Below are 16,931 nucleotides of genomic sequence, written 5' to 3'. Positions count from 1 at the left end.
TTTTTGCAAGCAGTTTCAAATGATCACTTTACTATAATTCAAAAAGGAGAGGATAAGTTTGGCCAATCTAACGGAAGCGCGTGCAAAATTAAGAGGATCCATCGCCCCTATTATTACCCCTTTTCATGAAGATGGCACGATTGATGAACAGACGCTCAAAAATTTAATTAACTGGCATATCGAAAGCGGGTCACATGCCATCTCCGTGACAGGTACAACTGGGGAGCCGAGTTCGCTGACATTGGAAGAAAGGATTAAGGTGATGGACATCGCGATAACGACGGCGGATGGCCGTGTTCCGGTTGTTCCAGGAACCGGATCGACGAACCATCAGGAAACAATGGTTCTGACGAAAAAAGCGCAGGAGTTGGGTGCGGATGCCGCTCTAGTCATTGTTCCATACTACAACAAGCCTTCTCAGCACGCACTATACAAACATTTTAAAACAGTGACGGATAGCGTTGACCTTCCTATTATTGTCTATAACATACCCGGCAGAACAGCGGTTAACATGGAAGTTAAGACACTGGCACAGCTGAATAAAGACTGCCCCAACATTATTGGCGTCAAAGAATCCAATAAGGATTTTGAACATGTCAATCGTGTCCTATTGCACTGCGGCAGAGACTTCTTGCTCTATTCAGGCATTGAACTATTGTGTTACCCGATGCTTGCGATCGGCGGTGCCGGCTACATAAGCGCGACGGCAAATGTGGCACCGAAAAAGGTAGCAGAGCTTTATGATGCTTGGATTGAGGGCGATCTGCAGAAAGCGCAGAATCTGCATTTTGACCTCATGCCGTTAAATGACGTGCTGTTCAAAGATACTAATCCCGCGCCATTAAAAGCTGCTCTCGGGATGATGGGTAAAATTCATCCGGCACTGCGGTTGCCAATGGATTTGCCGTCGAAAGCACTTCAGGAAGAAATCCGTTCGGTGTTAAGCAATTACGTTGATATCCCAAATGAGGTGATAAGCTGATCTACACAGTCAAAAACTGAACAGTAAAGATATAGATGTTAGGAGGAATGAGCATTGCCAATCAATACCGATAAAAAAGTGATGCAGTATATTAATGGTGAATTTATCCCATCACAATCTGGAAAATCATTTCGGAACATTAGCCCGTTCACAAATAATATGATAAATGAAGTGGCAGAAGGCGGATCGGCGGAAATCAATGCCGCTGTTGCGGCTGCCAAAGAAGCTTTTGATAATGGTCCTTGGGGGAAAATGAAGGTTGCTGAACGGCTTGACTATATTCGCAAAATTGCTGACATAATTGATGCACATGCTGATGAGATTGCCTACCTTGAGGCGGTTGATACCGGTTTACCGATCAGCCAAACGAAAAAACAAGCTGCCCGCGCCTCGCAAAATTTCCGTTTTTATGCTGAAACGGTGTCTACACGTATGGCTGGAGAAGCTTATCAAGTCGATAACGAGTTTTTGAATTACACGATTCATAAGCCGATTGGTGTCGCCGGCTTGATCACCCCTTGGAATGCACCATTCATGCTGGAAACATGGAAAATTGCCCCGGCTCTCGCCACCGGAAACACGGTTGTACTGAAGCCTGCCGAATTATCACCTTTGTCGGCGGGGCGCCTGGCTGAAATTATTCATGAAGCTGAGCTGCCGAACGGTGTTTTCAATGTTGTCCACGGATTTGGCGAAACAGCCGGGGCTGCACTAGTGGCACATCCCGATGCCAAGCTGATTTCTTTTACAGGTGAAACCGTTACAGGCTCGGAAATCATGAAAAATGGTGCTGATCAATTAAAACGATATTCAATGGAACTTGGCGGAAAGTCACCGATTATCGTGTTTGACGACGCTGACTTTGACAGGGCATTGGATGCTGCTGTCTGGGGCATATTTTCCTTTAATGGTGAACGCTGTACCGCGAACTCCAGACTGCTCGTGCAAGAGACGATCAAAGACAAGTTTGTTGCCGCTTTAAAAGAAAGAATCGGCAATATCATCATTGGGGATCCCCTTGACCAACAGACCGAAGTTGGCCCCTTGATCTCTGCAGAACATTATGAGAAAGTAAAAAGCTATATTAAAATCGCTGCGGAAGAAGGCGCAGATGTGATCAGTGCAGATATTCCTGCAGATTTAAGCAAAGGAAACTATGTTGCTCCAACACTACTGCTAAATGTAACGAATGGGATGAGAGTGGCACAGGAAGAAATTTTTGGACCGGTGATGGCGGTGATCTCTTTTAAGGATGAAACTGAAGCGATTGCACTTGCCAATGATGTGACATACGGCCTTGCAGGTTATGTATGGACAAAGGATTTGCAGCGCGGCCACCGTGTCGCACAGGCCGTTGACTCCGGCATGCTGTGGATCAATTCTCAGAATGTCAGGGATCTGAGGATTCCGTTCGGCGGTTCTAAGCATAGCGGTATTGGCCGGGAAGGCGGCCATTACGCCTTTGAATTTTATACGGAAACACAAGTGATTCACGTCGCACTTGGTGATCATCATATTCCACAGTTTGGCAAAAAGGAATAATAATTTTTAATTGGGGGGAATAGTCATGCCTGCAAGAAGGGGACAAGAGTACGTTGAAGGACTGAAGAAAGCGAAAAACAATGTCTATATCCATGGGGAAAGGGTCGACGATGTGACGGAACATCAGGCATTCAAAAATGTCATTCAATCAATGGCAGGTTTATTCGATCTCCAATATAAAAATCAGGATAAAATGCTGTATACCTCACCAACATCTAAAGAAAAAGTTGGATTATCCTTCATACAACCAAAAACGATTGACGATTTGATCCGCCGCCGTGAGATGATCACCGAATGGGCCCGTTATTCAGGCGGGATGATGGGACGCTCTCCAGATTATCTTAATACCGATCTGATGGCGTTTGGCACCGCACATGAGTTCTTTGCCGAAAGTGACCCCATGTATGGCGAAAATATCAAAAAGTATTATGAATATTGCCGAGAAAATGACATTGCTCTGACACACACCTTGATCCATCCACAAGTGAACCGGGCTAAAGCACTCCATGAACAAAAGGACGCTAATGTTGCCCTTCATGTTGTAGAAAAAAATCAGGACGGTGTGGTTGTGGAAGGTGTGCGGCTTTTGGCTACCCAAGGGGCAATCACCGATGAGATCATGGTGTTTCCTTCAACGGTTAAAAAATCAGGTGAGAAGGATGATCCCTATTCGATCGCCTTTGCCATTCCTAATAACACGCCTGGCCTAAAGCTTATGAGCAGAGAATCCTTTGATTACGGAAAAAGCGAGTGGGACCACCCGCTTGGATCACGTTTTGAAGAAGGCGATACCATTGTCTATTTTGACAACGTGCTTGTGCCATGGGACCGCATCTTTGTCCTTGAGGACTCATCTATTTGTAACCGGACTTTTGGTGAAACGAACGCAGTTGTTCATTCATCACATCAGGTCATTGCCAAAAATGTTGTCAAAACGGAATTTGTGCTTGGAGCGGTCTTAAGCTTAATGGATGCGATCGGCATCGACCAGTTCCAGCACGTAAAGAATAAAGGAACAGAAATCATGCTGACGCTTGAGACGATGAAGTCCCACTTGTATCGTGCGGAACATAACGCCAAAATCGATAAGTGGGGCATCATGACGCCGGACTTTGCCCCGCTTAATGCCGCAAGGAACTGGTTCCCTCAAGTCTATCCAAGGCTTGTAGAAATTCTGCGGGTGCTTGGAGCATCTGGCATGATGGGCATTCCGACCGAAGCGGATTTTGCAAATGAAGAAATTGGGCCAATTCTGCATCGGGCTGCACAAGGGAAGAACATGGAAGGCTATGAACGCGTGCAATTATTCCGTCTCTGCTGGGATTTAACGATGAGTGCTTTTGCTTCAAGGCAAGTGCACTATGAATATTATTTCTTCGGTGACCCTGTAAAGATGCATATGACTTATTTTGATGGATACGATAAAGAGCCTTTTAAAGAAATGATAACAGATTTCTTAGGCGGAACAGCCTCTTCCTTGCCTAAATCTGTCAAAGCATAAAAGAGACGGGGGATCAAAATAATGGCTTTTAATATTCTTCGCGCTGCGAGAGCAGTAGTTAATGTGACCGATCTTGATGCCGCGCGCGACTTTTATGTCAGCGCTTTAGGGTTTGTTGAAACGGAATCGGACGGTGAACACATCTACCTGAGGGGCCTTGAAGAACACAATCACCATTGTTATGTTCTAAAAAAGGCGGATAAACCGGGTGTTCATGCCCTTGGCTATAAAGTTTACTCTGAAGCTGATTTGGAAGCGCTTTCTTATTTGTTTGAATCAAAGGGATTGGAAACCAAATGGCTGGAAAAAGGCACGCAGCACGCGATGGGAAGAACGCTGCGCACGTATGATTCATTGGGGATGCCATTAGAATTTTTTGCTGAAATGGATACTGTAGAACGCAGCTTGCAGCGCTATGACGTGTATAAAGGGTCAAGGATGCAAAGAATTGATCACTTCAATTGTCTTGTGCCGGATGTTGAAGCAGCACACAATTTCTATATTAATAAACTTGGCTTTGTTTCATCAGAATATACCGAAGCAGATGGGCACATTTGGGCTTCGTGGATCCATCGTAAACCAACCGTCCATGATCAGGCCTTTATGAATGGGGAAGGTCCGAAGCTTCACCATGTCGGATTTACTCTAAATGACTCATCAAGCATTCTTCATGTTTGCGATGTGCTTGGTTCACTTGGATACGGGGATGCTATTGAGCGTGGTCCGGGCCGTCATGGCTTGTCCAATGCCTTCTTCCTCTATTTAAGAGATCCGGACGGCAATCGTGTTGAGTTGTATACCGGCGATTATTTGACGACTGATCCGGACTTTAAGCCGATTCGCTGGGATTTAGACGACCCCCAGAGAGGGACGTTCTGGGGCCACAATGTCCCCGACAGCTGGTTTTATGAAGCCACACCATTTTTGGATATCTACGACAACGAACAAGTGAAAACACAAGCTGCGGTGCTCGGGGATCGCAAGGCACAATTTACAAAAAAGTATGTATGAATATACAATGGGGGGAGCGGCTTTCGGCTGCTCTTTTATTCTTTTTTGGAGGTGTTACTATCGGACCGATACCGGATCATATCAAAAAGAACTTGAAGATCCTATTTGTCGGCTTTAACCCAAGCCTTCGTTCCGCAGAGACCGGGCATCATTATGCGAATCCCAATAACCGTTTTTGGACAATCCTCTATCGGTCAGGGTTGACACCGGTGAAATTAGCACCGGAGGAAGACGATAAACTCCTTAACTACCATTTCGGTTTAACCAATATTGTTGCCAGACCCACAAAGGAAGCTAAGGATATTTCCAAGAAAGAATACGAAGAAGGAAGAGACAGGCTCAGGGAAAAAATTTTGAGTCTCTCACCTGAAGTTGTTTGTTTTGTAGGAAAAGGTGTCTACCAACAATATGCCAAAAAACAACAGGTTTCCTGGGGCATTCAACCGGAAGCTGTTGTAAAAGGAACAATCGATTTCGTAGCACCTTCATCAAGCGGGCTAGTAAGAATCAAGATGGAGGACATTATTGTGATTTATAAAGAATTAAAGAAAATTATCACGCCGTCATTCTAATTTATGTCGTTGCTTTTCCAATCAGCTTTTCTGATAAAGTGAAAGAAGTTAAGGCGGCTAGCAAAAAAAGTGGCAAATACCATTGGAGAGATTGATATGTTGAAGCATGACATGACAATTGGATTAGCAGGGCACATTGACCATGGCAAGACATCACTGACCAAGGCATTAACTGACATTGAAACAGATCGGCTGAAAGAAGAGCAGACAAGGAACATTTCCATAGAAAATGGTTTTGCTTACCTTGATTTAGAAGATCAAAGGCGTGCCGCTATCATTGATGTTCCGGGACATGAAAGGTTCATAAGACAAATGATTGCCGGTGTTGCAGGAATTGACTTGGTCATTTTAGTTATTGCGGCCGATGAAGGGGTGATGCCGCAAACTGAGGAGCATATCGACATCCTTACGCTGCTTGGTATTAAGCAGGCATTAATCGTATTAACCAAGATAGGAGTTGTTGATGACGAATGGCTCGCTATGGTCGAGGAGGATGTTAGCTCATATTTGAAAAAGACAAGTTTTGCAGACGCCCCTATATATAAAGTTGACAGTGTATCAGGAAAGGGTATTGCTTTATTAAAGGACGCCATTAACGCGGCAAGCCACGAAATAAGGGCAAAAAATCCAAATGAGCCCTTCAGAATGCCGATTGATGATGTTTTCACCTTACATGGTCTCGGTACGATCGTCAGAGGCACGATTTTTAACGGACAGGTTCATAAAGATGACAACTTGATGCTTCTCCCCAAAGGGCAAAAAGTGAAGGTAAAAAGCTTGCAAATCCATCATAAGGATACTTCTATTGCATCAAGTGGCCAGCGGGCAGCGATGAACATCGGCGGACTGTCACGCGATGATGTTAAAAGGGGCGACGTTCTTGTATCTGACGGCACCATATACATGCCTTCTTCAAGGCTGGATGTTCAGCTGAAAATATTAAATAATATCGATCGCCCATTTAAACAAAGGTCACCTGTGATTTGCCATTTGGGAACCGCTGCTGTAATGGGAAAGCTTATCATGTTTGACAGAAATAAATGTGAGGCTGGTGACGATCTTTATTGTCAGATTGAACTGGCAGCACCTCTTACTGCCAAAAAAGGGGATAGGTTCATTGTTCGCAGGCCGACACCCGCTGAGACCATTGGTGGCGGTCAAGTCATTGATGTAGAAGCTGTCAAACACAGGTTTGGGGAAGGTACGATTAAGCTTCTTGAAAGGAAGGCTCAAGGTGCACCGGCAGATCTGGTTTATCAGTATTTAGTTGAATTTGAAGAAGCAACCGAACGGGACCTGCTTCGTTCAACAGGGCTGCCCAATGATTTATTAATCCAGATATTGAATGATACACTGGAACGACGCGTTATTGCTCGCCTAAGCCATAATACTTATGTCCTTAATGATCGTCTCAATCAAGCACAGGGGCTTTTATTGGAAAATTTAAAAGCATACCACCAAGACTATCCTATGAGGCAAGGCCTTTCGAAAGCTGATTTGCTCCGATCTTTGCCATTTGGCGAAGCGCTTCAGAGTAAAGTGTATGAACGGTTAAAGGAGAGTAATGAATTAGAAAGCCACGACCACATGGTGAAACTGTCTGATTTTACTCCCCATTTTCCAGATCAGTGGGCAAGGCGCATGACAGGAGTCGTCAATGACTTAGCCAAACAAGGTCTAAAGCCGGTTAGCTGGTCTGAATTAGCGGATGAGTCCGGCATTCCTGCTGGATTACAAAAAGATCTTAAGGACTATCTTCTTTCAGTTGGAAAAACAATGCTTTTAGAAGAGGATTTGCTCATGCATCACCAAGCCTTTTGTGATGCTGTCAAACGCTTAAGGCAGAAATCCAATGAAGCCTTTACTATTCAAGATGCCAAAGCGGTTCTCGATCTTTCACGAAAGTATCTTATACCTTTTCTAGAGTGCTGTGACAGAGAGGGATATACCGTTCGGGAAAACAATAAGCGGCGCTGGAAATAAAAAGATACCTTGGCATGAATGTGCCAAGGTGCTTTTTTAGTTAATCAGAAAGTATAGTTATGCTCCTCCACTTCGTTTTGTCGCAAGGCAGCAAAGAAGCGGATTCAAGCAGTAGCCTTTCTGACGCACATAAGTGCACTGGCTAAAGACGTAACATCCTGTTACAACGCCAGTACTAACACGTCCTGTGCGTCGCAACTACGCCTCTGTCTTCGCCAAAGGCTCGCCAATCGGCGAGTTTTCTTTAGGTAACTGCAATTGCCTTATTTGCTTTAGATACAACTTCACCTATAATTGCCGCTTCATAAGCCCCATTATTATGAAGGTTTGCAAGGTATTGCTTAGCTTCTTCATTTGGCAGACTAATGAGAAGACCGCCCGATGTGATGGCATCAGCCAAAATGAACTGTATATGTTCGGGAATGTTGTTAAAAGTAATATTTTGTTCAAGCCATCGAAGGTTTTTCTTGGTACCGCCGGGAATAATACCGGCTTTTGCCAGTGACTCTGTACCTTCCAGGACCGGCACCTGACTTGATTGAATGACAAATGAAACATCGCTTCCAGAGGCCATTTCATAGGCATGTCCCAGCAAACCAAAGCCGGTGACATCTGTGACCGCATGCGGATGCAATCCGGTTAGCGCTTCTGCCGCTTTCTTGTTTAACTGGGCCATCACCGCGCTGACGGTTTCAATCTGTTGTCCGGATAACTTATCCTGCTTAATGGCGGTCGTTTGGATTCCAACACCAATCGGCTTGGTAAGAATGAGGACGTCTCCCGGCTTTGCGCCGACATTTTTGTAATACCGGTCAGGATGAACAAGGCCTGTAACAGCGAGACCGAATTTAGGCTCTTGGTCATCAATGGAGTGGCCGCCAACTGTGACAGCACCTGCCTCCTTGACCTTTTCAGCCGCCCCTTTAAGAATCTCCGCTAAGACATCCGGTCCAAGAACACTCATTGGGTAGCCGACAATATTTAATACTGTTTTTGGGACACCGCCCATCGCATAGACATCACTTAAAGCATTGGCTGCTGCGATCTGGCCGAACATATATGGATCATCAACAATCGGTGTAAAGTAATCAATAGTCTGAATGAGGGCGAGTTCATCTGTTAATTTATAGACACCGCCGTCATCAGACGTTTCCGTTCCGACAAGAAGGTTTGGATCTTTTTCTTGCTTTGGCAGCTGCCGCAAAACTTGCGACAGGTCCTCAGGACCGAGTTTGCAGCCTCAGCCGGCTTTTGATGACATTTTTGTTAATCTATTAAGGTCAGTCATCTTGATCCCCCCTTTCTTAGTTAATCAGAGAGTATAGTTATGCTCCTCCACTTCGTTTTGTCGCAAGGCAGCAAAGAAGCGGATTCAAGCAGTAGCCTTTCTGACGCACATAAGTGCATTGGCTAAAGGCGTAACATCCTGTTACAACGCCAGTACTAGCCCGTCCTGTGCGTCGCAACTACGTCTCTGTCTTCGCCAATCGGCGAGTTTTCTTTAAGCTTGGCTTATTTTGCGCTTTAAAAAAGAGTATACTACAATATTAAGAAAAAGGTGAGGGATTATGGTTAATCCGCTTTCATATTTGCCGTCAATTAAAGCGATCCAAAACAGTGATATTTTTCAGTTTTATACGAAACAAGGTATTTCGGCTGACTACTTAACAATCCTTGCCCGGGAAACTGTTGAGGAAGCTAGGATTATGCTTAAGGGAACCATTCTTTCTGCCGTCAATCAAGATGACGTCCACAAACAAATTTATGACCTATTCAGTTTAAAGGCTGGGGACTTGCTTAAACCAGGGCTTCGCAGAGTCATAAATGGGACCGGGGTTATTTTACATACGAATCTTGGCCGCGCCCGGCTAAGCCGAAAAGCGGCTGAAGCCGTCTACGGCGCCGCGATGAACTACACCAATTTGGAATTTGATTTGGAAACTGGTGAAAGAGGATTACGCTACGATCATATTGAGGAGCAGCTGACCAAACTGACAGGTGCCGAATCAGCAATGGTTGTAAATAATAATGCTGCGGCTGTCTTTTTTATCTTAAGAGCGTTTGCCAAACAGCGGGAAGTCATTGTATCACGGGGCGAACTTGTAGAAATAGGCGGTTCATTCCGCGTGTCTTCTATAATGGAGGAAAGCGATGCGCGTTTGATTGAGGTAGGAACAACAAATAAGACACATGGAAAGGATTTTTTGGAGGCAATGGGCGAACGAACCGCAATGGTCATGAAGGTCCACCAAAGCAACTTTAACATGGTCGGTTTTACATCCTCAGTTTCAAGGAAAAGGCTAGCGGAAATAGCCCGGAATAATAAGATTATTTTTTATGAAGATCTAGGCAGCGGCGCTTTTTTTAATTTTCAAAAGTATGGTATTGGACATGAACCGGTTGTAAAAGATATATTACAAGAGGGTCCTGACTTAATTTCCTGCAGTGGCGACAAACTTTTTGGAGGGCCTCAGGCAGGTATTATATTAGGGAAAAAAACATTGATTGATCGATTGAAAAAACATCAGCTCGCCAGGACTCTAAGGGTGGACAAGTTCACTTTGGCTGCCTTGTCCGCTACGATTCAATCCTATTTTAGCAACGAACGGCTAGTTCAGGAGATACCGACCGTTCATCATATGCTTGAAGGGTTGGAGTCAGTGGGGAAGCGGGCAGAGGATCTTTGCGGTTGTCTCAAAACATATGACAACATGACTGTAAAAATAATTGAGGCAACTGCCAAGGTAGGCGGAGGGACAATGCCCGATGTTTCTATCGACAGCTATGCTGTTGCGATAAAACATCGTTATTATTCTGCAGATCAATTAGCAGCAAAGCTTAGATGCGGAACGCCCGCCATCGTCGGCAGAATCCAAGACGGGTTGATGATTTTGGATTTGCGTACTATGACAAAAGCGGAATGCGATGATGTTTCCCAAGTGATGGCTGTTCTTTAAGATAAGAAGTACTTATGACGATTCATAACCTTCTTGAATTTTACTTATAACCATTTTTGTTTTATTATAAGAATGTAAGTTTTTATACGATGATGTTACATGTAATGAAGGAGTGAAAGACATGCCGACTTCTGTACAAGACAATTCGAAGCAAGATGTATATCAAGCTCGCGATACGTTTGCTTCTAACGGCAAGACGTATAACTATTACAAGTTGGATGCATTGAAAAATTTTGGCGATATCGAAAGGCTGCCATACTCTATTAAGGTATTGCTAGAATCTGTATTACGCCAATATGACGGTAAAGTCATAAAAAAAGAACACATTGAAAATTTGGCAAAATGGGGTACTGAAGAGCTGAACAAAGAAATTGATGTGCCTTTCAATCCGTCACGGATCATTTTGCAGGATTTCACTGGTGTGCCGGCTGTTGTCGACCTTGCATCTTTGCGTAAAGCAATGGCTGATATGGGTGGCGATCCAGAAAAAATCAATCCTGAAAAACCAGTTGACCTCGTTGTCGACCACTCGGTACAGGTTGACCGCTTCGCAACGAATGATGCCCTGAAGTTTAACATGGAAAAAGAATTTGAAAGAAACATTGAACGCTACAAATTCTTGAAATGGGCGCAAACATCATTTGAAAATTACCGTGCGGTTCCGCCAGCAACAGGGATCGTCCACCAAGTTAACCTTGAATACTTAGCGTCCGTTGTACATGGACTTGAAGAAGATAACGGTGAACTTTTAGCGTTCCCGGATACTTTGGTGGGAACTGACTCACATACCACAATGATTAATGGCCTTGGCGTTTTAGGCTGGGGTGTCGGCGGTATTGAAGCCGAGGCAGGCATGCTCGGTCAGCCGTCATACTTCCCAGTGCCTGAAGTTATCGGTGTGCGTCTTACCGGTGATTTACCTGAAGGAACAACAGCGACTGACTTAGCGCTTAAGGTAACACAAGTGCTTCGTTCCGAAAGTGTCGTTGGCAAGTTCGTCGAATTCTTCGGTCCTGGTATGGGGCAAATGTCACTTGCAGACCGTGCGACGATCTCTAATATGTCACCTGAAAACGGGGCAACAGCTACATTCTTCCCAGTTGATGAAGAAACGCTTAATTACATGCACCTGACAGGCCGCAGTGAAGAACAAATCAAGCTTGTTGAAGAGTACTGCAAGAAGAACGGTTTGTTCTATACACCTGATGCCAAGGATCCAAGGTTCACGAAAGTGATCGATCTTGATCTTTCAGAAATCGAGCCATCATTGGCAGGACCTAAGCGTCCGCAAGACCGGATTGTGCTTTCAGATATGAAAGACGAATTCAATAAAGCGTTGACTCAAGAAGCTGGTAACCACGGCTTTGGTCTTGGCGAAGATGAAATTAACAAAAAAGGCACAGTGAAATATGCTGATGGCAAAGAAGAGGACCTTAAAACAGGCTCTGTTGTCATCGCGGCGATTACAAGCTGTACGAACACTTCTAACCCAAGTGTTATGCTTGGCGCCGGACTCGTTGCGAAGAAAGCCGTTGAAAAGGGATTAAAAGTTCCGGGCTACGTTAAAACAAGCCTTGCTCCAGGATCTAAAGTTGTAACGGATTATCTTAACGATTCAGGCTTAACGCCATACCTTGAGAAGCTTGGCTTTAATACTGTCGGATATGGCTGTACAACATGTATCGGTAACTCAGGTCCGCTTCCAGAAGAAATTGAAAAAGCGATCAATGATGAAGATCTCACGGTTGCTTCTGTTCTGTCTGGTAACCGTAACTTTGAAGGGCGTATCCATCCGCTAGTAAGAGCTAACTATTTGGCTTCACCGCCGCTTGTTGTTGCTTATGCACTCGCCGGATCTGTTAATTTTGATCTTCAAAAGGATTCCTTCGGCAAAGACGCTGACGGCAATGACGTCTACTTCAAAGACATCTGGCCAACAAATGATGAGATCAGCGAGGTCATGACGAAGTCTGTCAGCCCTGAAATGTTTAAGAAAGAATACTCCCGCGTGTTTGAAGAAAACGAGCGCTGGAATGATATCGATACGAGCGAAGGACAGCTTTATGATTGGGACAACGATTCCACTTATATTCAAAACCCGCCGTTCTTTGAGGGTCTGACACCTGAACCAGGCAAGATCGAATCATTAAAAGATTTGCGTATTGTCGGTAAGTTTGGCGATTCAGTCACAACTGACCACATTTCACCTGCTGGTGCGATTGCCAAGAACAGCCCGGCAGGCAAGTATCTAATGGATAAAGGCGTTAAACCTTTTGACTTTAACTCCTACGGCTCACGCCGCGGTAATCATGAGGTCATGATGAGAGGAACGTTTGCCAACGTTCGGATCCGTAACCAAATTGCACCCGGCACAGAAGGCGGCTATACAACTTACTGGCCAACAGAAGACGTGATGCCGATCTATGATGCAGCAATGAAATACAAAGAAGACGGCACAGGCCTTATTGTTATGGCCGGTGATGATTACGGTATGGGATCTTCCCGTGACTGGGCAGCTAAGGGTACAAATCTTCTTGGTATTAAGACAGTCATCGCGAAGAGCTACGAGCGTATCCACCGCTCTAACCTTGTGATGATGGGCGTCCTGCCACTGCAATTTAAGGATGGCGAAGGCGCTGATGAACTTGGCTTAACTGGTAAAGAGGCTATCAGCGTTGAGATTGACGAAAACGTTAGGCCTCAGCAGCTTCTTAAAGCCAAAGCTGTTGATGAAAACGGCAAAACGACTGAATTCGAAGTGATTGCGCGCTTCGACAGTGAAGTTGAAGTTGACTACTACCGTAACGGTGGCATTCTGCAAATGGTTCTTAGAAGAAAAGTTCAAAAAGACGCTTAGTATAAAACCCCAGCGGAACGTTTTCCGCTGGGGTTTGTTTATGATTCAAACAAAAATAGTTTCAAATATTTATTCTTAAAGATGTGTGATGAAAGCCCAAAGCCGGTAAAAATTCGGTCTCGAGGTCGTTCATAAGGGTGATGAAAGCCCAAAGCCGGTAAAAATTCTGGCTCGAGGTCGTTCATAAGGTCGATGAAAGCCCGAAGCCGGTAAAAATTCGGCCTCGAGGTCGTTCATAAGGTCGATGAAAGCCCGAAGCCGGTAAAAATTCGGTCTCGAGGTCGTTCATAAGGGTGATGAAAGCCCGAAGCCGGTTAAAATTCAGGGTCGAGGTCGTTCATAGGAGTGATGAACACCCAAAGCCGGTAAAAATTCTGGCTCGAGGTCGTTCATAAGGGTGATGAAAGCCCGAAGCCGGTAAAAATTCTGGCTCGAGGTCGTTCATAAGGGTGATGAAAGCCCGAAGCTGGTTAAAATTCAGGGTCGAGGTCGTTCATAAGGTCGATGAACACCCGAAGCCGGTAAAAATTCGGTCTCGAGGTCGTTCATAAGGGTGATGAACACCCAAAGTCGATAAAAATTCGGTCTCGAGGTCGTTCATGAGGTCGATGAAAGCCCGAAGCCGGTAAAAATTCGGTCTCGAGGTCGTTCATAAGAGTGATGAAAGCCCGAAGCTGGTTAAAATTCGGTCTCGAGGTCGTTCATGAGGTCGATGAACACCCAAAGCTGGTTAAAATTCAGGGTCGAGGTCGTTCATAAGGGTGATGAAAGCCCAAAGCCGGTAAGAATTCTGGCTCGAGGTCGTTCATGAGGTCGATGAAAGCCCGAAGCCGGTAAAAATTCGGTCTCGAGGTCGTTCATAAGGTCGATGAACACCCAAAGTCGGTAAAAATTCGGTCTCGAGGTCGTTCATGAGGTCGATGAAAGCCCAAAGTCGATAAAAAAGCGGGAGAAAACGTCTTCATAAAGGCCTGAGAAAAAACAGCCTGCATGCCAGGCTGTTTTTTTACACGATGTCCTTTTCCATCCTAAATTCATTTTTCTCTCTTGAAGCACTAAAGTAAGTGAGTCCAAATGCAATGATAATTAATCCGATGATTAGACCGGAGACGCCGCCCCATCCCATATGGCTCCAGAAGAAGCCGCCGAAGGAACCGACAAGACTTGATCCTAAATAATAAAACAGCAAGTATAGTGATGAAGCTTGTGCTTTATTGTGTCTGGCACGTTCGCCGACCCAGCTGCTGGCAACGGAATGGGCACCAAAGAAACCAAAGGTGAAAACGGCGATCCCCACAATTTTGATGATCAGTGATGGAACGATAGTTAAGACCACTCCAAGCAACATAATCGCTAATGACAATTTGATGATATAAGAATGCCCTTTAACATCAGCTCGTTTTCCAAGCCACGCTGAGCTGAACGTCCCCGTTAGATAAACGATGAATAATGAGCCGATAACGCCTTGGCTTAAGGAATAAGGTTCTTCGGACAGTAAATAACCGATGTAATTAAAAAGGGTGACAAATCCGCCCATTATGGTAAAGGCAATAAAAAAAATGCTTAACAGACCCGAATTTTTCAAGTGACCGCCTAATGTTGTTAATGTACGCCTCAATGTAACCTTTTTAACCTCAAAATGCCTTGATTCAGGCAGTCCTTTCCAAAAGAAAAAGCTTAAAATGAAACTGATGCCGCCCATTATAACCAATGCAATATGCCACGAAAAGAGATCAGTAAAACCCCCGACAGCAATCCGGCCGTACATCCCGCCGATGGAATTGCCGCTGACATACAGACCCATCGCCGTTCCAAGACTTCTCGGATGAAACTCTTCGCTGACATATGTCATGGCGAGGGATGGGACTCCAGCAAGCATGATGCCAAGGACGGCACGCAGAATCAAAAGATCAGTAAAATTAAGGCTAAAGGCTGTCAAAATAGTAATTAAAGAAGCGGCGAACATTGAAAACACCATTATTTTTTTCCTGCCAAGCGTATCGGACAAGGCCGCTGCTATAAGCATAAAAACAGCCAAGGCGCCTGTCGATAGCGAAAGGCTCAAACTGGCTGCAGCGGGTGAAATATGGAACGCCTTAGAAAAAACCGGCATAAGCGGCTGTGTTGTATAAAGAAGAGAAAAAGTAACGAATCCCCCCAAAAATAATGCCAAATTAGCCCGCCAATATCCTTCTTTTCCATGCTCGATGTATGTCATTGCTACTCTCACCTTCTAAAGTATAAGAATTACTGTCCTTATCATATGCCTTTTAAATTAATACGTCCAATTTATAATTTGCATTATATTAATGCATATAGGTTATAATTTAATGAGTTCAAAGGAGGGGAAGCAAGTGCAATGGCATCAATTAGAATATTTCAGGAAACTCGCTGAAATGGAGCACATGACCAAAGCGGCAAAGGCCCTGGCCATTTCACAGCCGGCTTTAAGCCGTTCGATCGCAAAATTGGAAGACGAGTTAGGTGCCCCGCTGTTCGACAGAACCGGGCGGTCGATCAAAGTAAATCGTTATGGTCTGTTATTTCTGAAGAAAGTTCAAACCGCTATGGCGACCATTTTAGAAGGGAAACAGGAGATTCATGATCTTGTATCACCTGAACACGGCCAAACTGCAATTGGCTTTTTACATACGCTGGGCAATGAACTCGTTCCAACATTACTTGCAACATATAAAAACGAACATCCGAATATTAGGTTCAGCCTTTACCAAAGTTATTCCGAAGTATTGCTTGATAAATTAATGAAAAACGACATTGACCTTTGCTTCATATCGCCAACGGTTCACGCGCCCGACATTCATTATGATCAGTTGTTTGTTGAACCATTATTCATATGTGTCCCTAAAGGACACCCAATGGCAAGCGAAAGGGATGTCTCGTTTTCTCGCCTTCAAAATGAAGCGTTTGTCTGCATGAAGAAGGGGTATGGTTTAAGATTAATTTTCGATGAGATGTGTGAGTCGGTGGGCTTTCAGCCGAATATCGTATTTGAGGGGGAGGAAGTGGCAACCTTAGCAGGTCTTGTATCAGCAAATCTTGGCATTGCCATCTTGCCGCATACCAAGGATATTGACTCAGAAAGGATGTCCCTTCTGAAGATTAATGATATGGCGTGTCAGAGAAGGATCGGTCTTGCTTCTCGGCAATCGGCCTATTTATCACCGGCTGCCGCAGCCTTCAAGACATTTATTATTGATTATTTCAGTCGTCAGAAATAAAAAGGGCGGCCATTTTAAACTGGCACCCATGTCAAGGACACTTTAAAAAAAGAGATTATGCAGATAGAAGATGATTCCTATATTGAATAGGGGTCATCTTTTTTAAATTCCACTGATAACGGTAATTGTTATAGTAAACCATGTAATGATTGATTTTGGATTTTAATTCCTTTATAGTTCTGGCTGATTGACAATCCACCTCATCTTTTAGGTGGCCAAAAAATGACTCCTGAGGGGCGTTATCCCAACAGTTTCCCCTACGTGACATAGACTGGCCTAAGCCGTAT

Annotated in this window: 12 protein-coding genes; 9 read left to right on the top strand and 3 right to left on the bottom strand. The window is 44.5% G+C overall.

The features are described 5' to 3' along the window. Window positions 1–58 precede the first annotated feature (58 nt). From hpaI to selB, 6 genes are all read left to right on the top strand, one after another. Window positions 59–982 carry a 2,4-dihydroxyhept-2-ene-1,7-dioic acid aldolase gene (hpaI, locus tag EV207_RS06085; RefSeq protein WP_132744716.1) on the top strand — a complete coding sequence of 308 codons (924 nt, stop codon included), beginning with the start codon at window positions 59–61 and terminating at the stop codon, window positions 980–982. 81 nt (window positions 983–1,063) lie between these two features. After that, window positions 1,064–2,524: a 5-carboxymethyl-2-hydroxymuconate semialdehyde dehydrogenase gene (hpaE, locus tag EV207_RS06080; RefSeq protein ID WP_132744957.1), complete on the top strand. Its 1,461-nt coding sequence runs from the start codon at window positions 1,064–1,066 to the stop codon at window positions 2,522–2,524. Between the two features lie 25 nt (window positions 2,525–2,549). Beyond that, window positions 2,550–4,025, top strand: a complete 1,476-nt coding sequence (gene hpaB, locus EV207_RS06075; protein WP_132744713.1) for a 4-hydroxyphenylacetate 3-monooxygenase, oxygenase component — start codon at window positions 2,550–2,552, stop codon at window positions 4,023–4,025. Between the two features lie 21 nt (window positions 4,026–4,046). Beyond that, window positions 4,047–5,036 (top strand): 3,4-dihydroxyphenylacetate 2,3-dioxygenase, encoded by a 990-nt coding sequence (hpaD, locus tag EV207_RS06070; RefSeq protein ID WP_132744711.1) that lies wholly within the window; start codon window positions 4,047–4,049, stop codon window positions 5,034–5,036. Between the two features lie 59 nt (window positions 5,037–5,095). Beyond that, window positions 5,096–5,608 carry a G/U mismatch-specific DNA glycosylase gene (gene mug / locus EV207_RS06065; protein WP_132744955.1) on the top strand — a complete coding sequence of 171 codons (513 nt, stop codon included), beginning with the start codon at window positions 5,096–5,098 and terminating at the stop codon, window positions 5,606–5,608. A 69-nt stretch (window positions 5,609–5,677) separates the two neighbouring features. Beyond that, window positions 5,678–7,591 (top strand): selenocysteine-specific translation elongation factor, encoded by a 1,914-nt coding sequence (gene selB / locus EV207_RS06060; RefSeq protein WP_132744709.1) that lies wholly within the window; start codon window positions 5,678–5,680, stop codon window positions 7,589–7,591. A 244-nt stretch (window positions 7,592–7,835) separates the two neighbouring features. Here the strand turns inward: selB and selD are convergent, their stop codons facing one another. Beyond that, window positions 7,836–8,879 (bottom strand): selenide, water dikinase SelD, encoded by a 1,044-nt coding sequence (selD, locus tag EV207_RS06055; protein WP_132744707.1) that lies wholly within the window; start codon window positions 8,877–8,879, stop codon window positions 7,836–7,838. Between the two features lie 280 nt (window positions 8,880–9,159). Here selD and selA point away from each other — a divergent pair, with 280 nt between their 5' ends. Together selA and acnA are read left to right on the top strand one after the other, a co-directional pair. Continuing rightward, window positions 9,160–10,548 carry an L-seryl-tRNA(Sec) selenium transferase gene (gene selA, locus EV207_RS06050; RefSeq protein ID WP_132744705.1) on the top strand — a complete coding sequence of 463 codons (1,389 nt, stop codon included), beginning with the start codon at window positions 9,160–9,162 and terminating at the stop codon, window positions 10,546–10,548. Window positions 10,549–10,669: 121 nt separating this feature from the next. Then, a complete protein-coding gene (gene acnA / locus EV207_RS06045; RefSeq protein WP_132744703.1) occupies window positions 10,670–13,405 on the top strand; it encodes an aconitate hydratase AcnA in 2,736 nt (911 codons plus the stop codon). Between the two features lie 1,006 nt (window positions 13,406–14,411). Here the strand turns inward: acnA and EV207_RS06040 are convergent. Then, window positions 14,412–15,623 carry an MFS transporter gene (locus EV207_RS06040; RefSeq protein WP_132744701.1) on the bottom strand — a complete coding sequence of 404 codons (1,212 nt, stop codon included), beginning with the start codon at window positions 15,621–15,623 and terminating at the stop codon, window positions 14,412–14,414. Between the two features lie 136 nt (window positions 15,624–15,759). Between EV207_RS06040 and EV207_RS06035 the strand changes: the two genes are divergently transcribed. Beyond that, complete coding sequence (locus EV207_RS06035) at window positions 15,760–16,644, top strand: LysR family transcriptional regulator (protein ID WP_165886847.1); 885 nt, start codon at window positions 15,760–15,762, stop codon at window positions 16,642–16,644. Between the two features lie 55 nt (window positions 16,645–16,699). On the opposite strand, the gene EV207_RS06030 is transcribed toward EV207_RS06035, so the two are convergent. Further along, a partial coding sequence (locus tag EV207_RS06030) for an IS3 family transposase (RefSeq protein ID WP_165886846.1) occupies window positions 16,700–16,931 on the bottom strand: 232 nt, incomplete at its 5' end.

This window comes from Scopulibacillus darangshiensis, assembly GCF_004341035.1.
Taxonomy (GTDB): domain Bacteria; phylum Bacillota; class Bacilli; order Bacillales; family Sporolactobacillaceae; genus Scopulibacillus; species Scopulibacillus darangshiensis.
The sequence above is the reverse complement of the archived record's forward strand: the minus strand, read 5'-3'. Positions and strand labels throughout refer to the sequence as shown.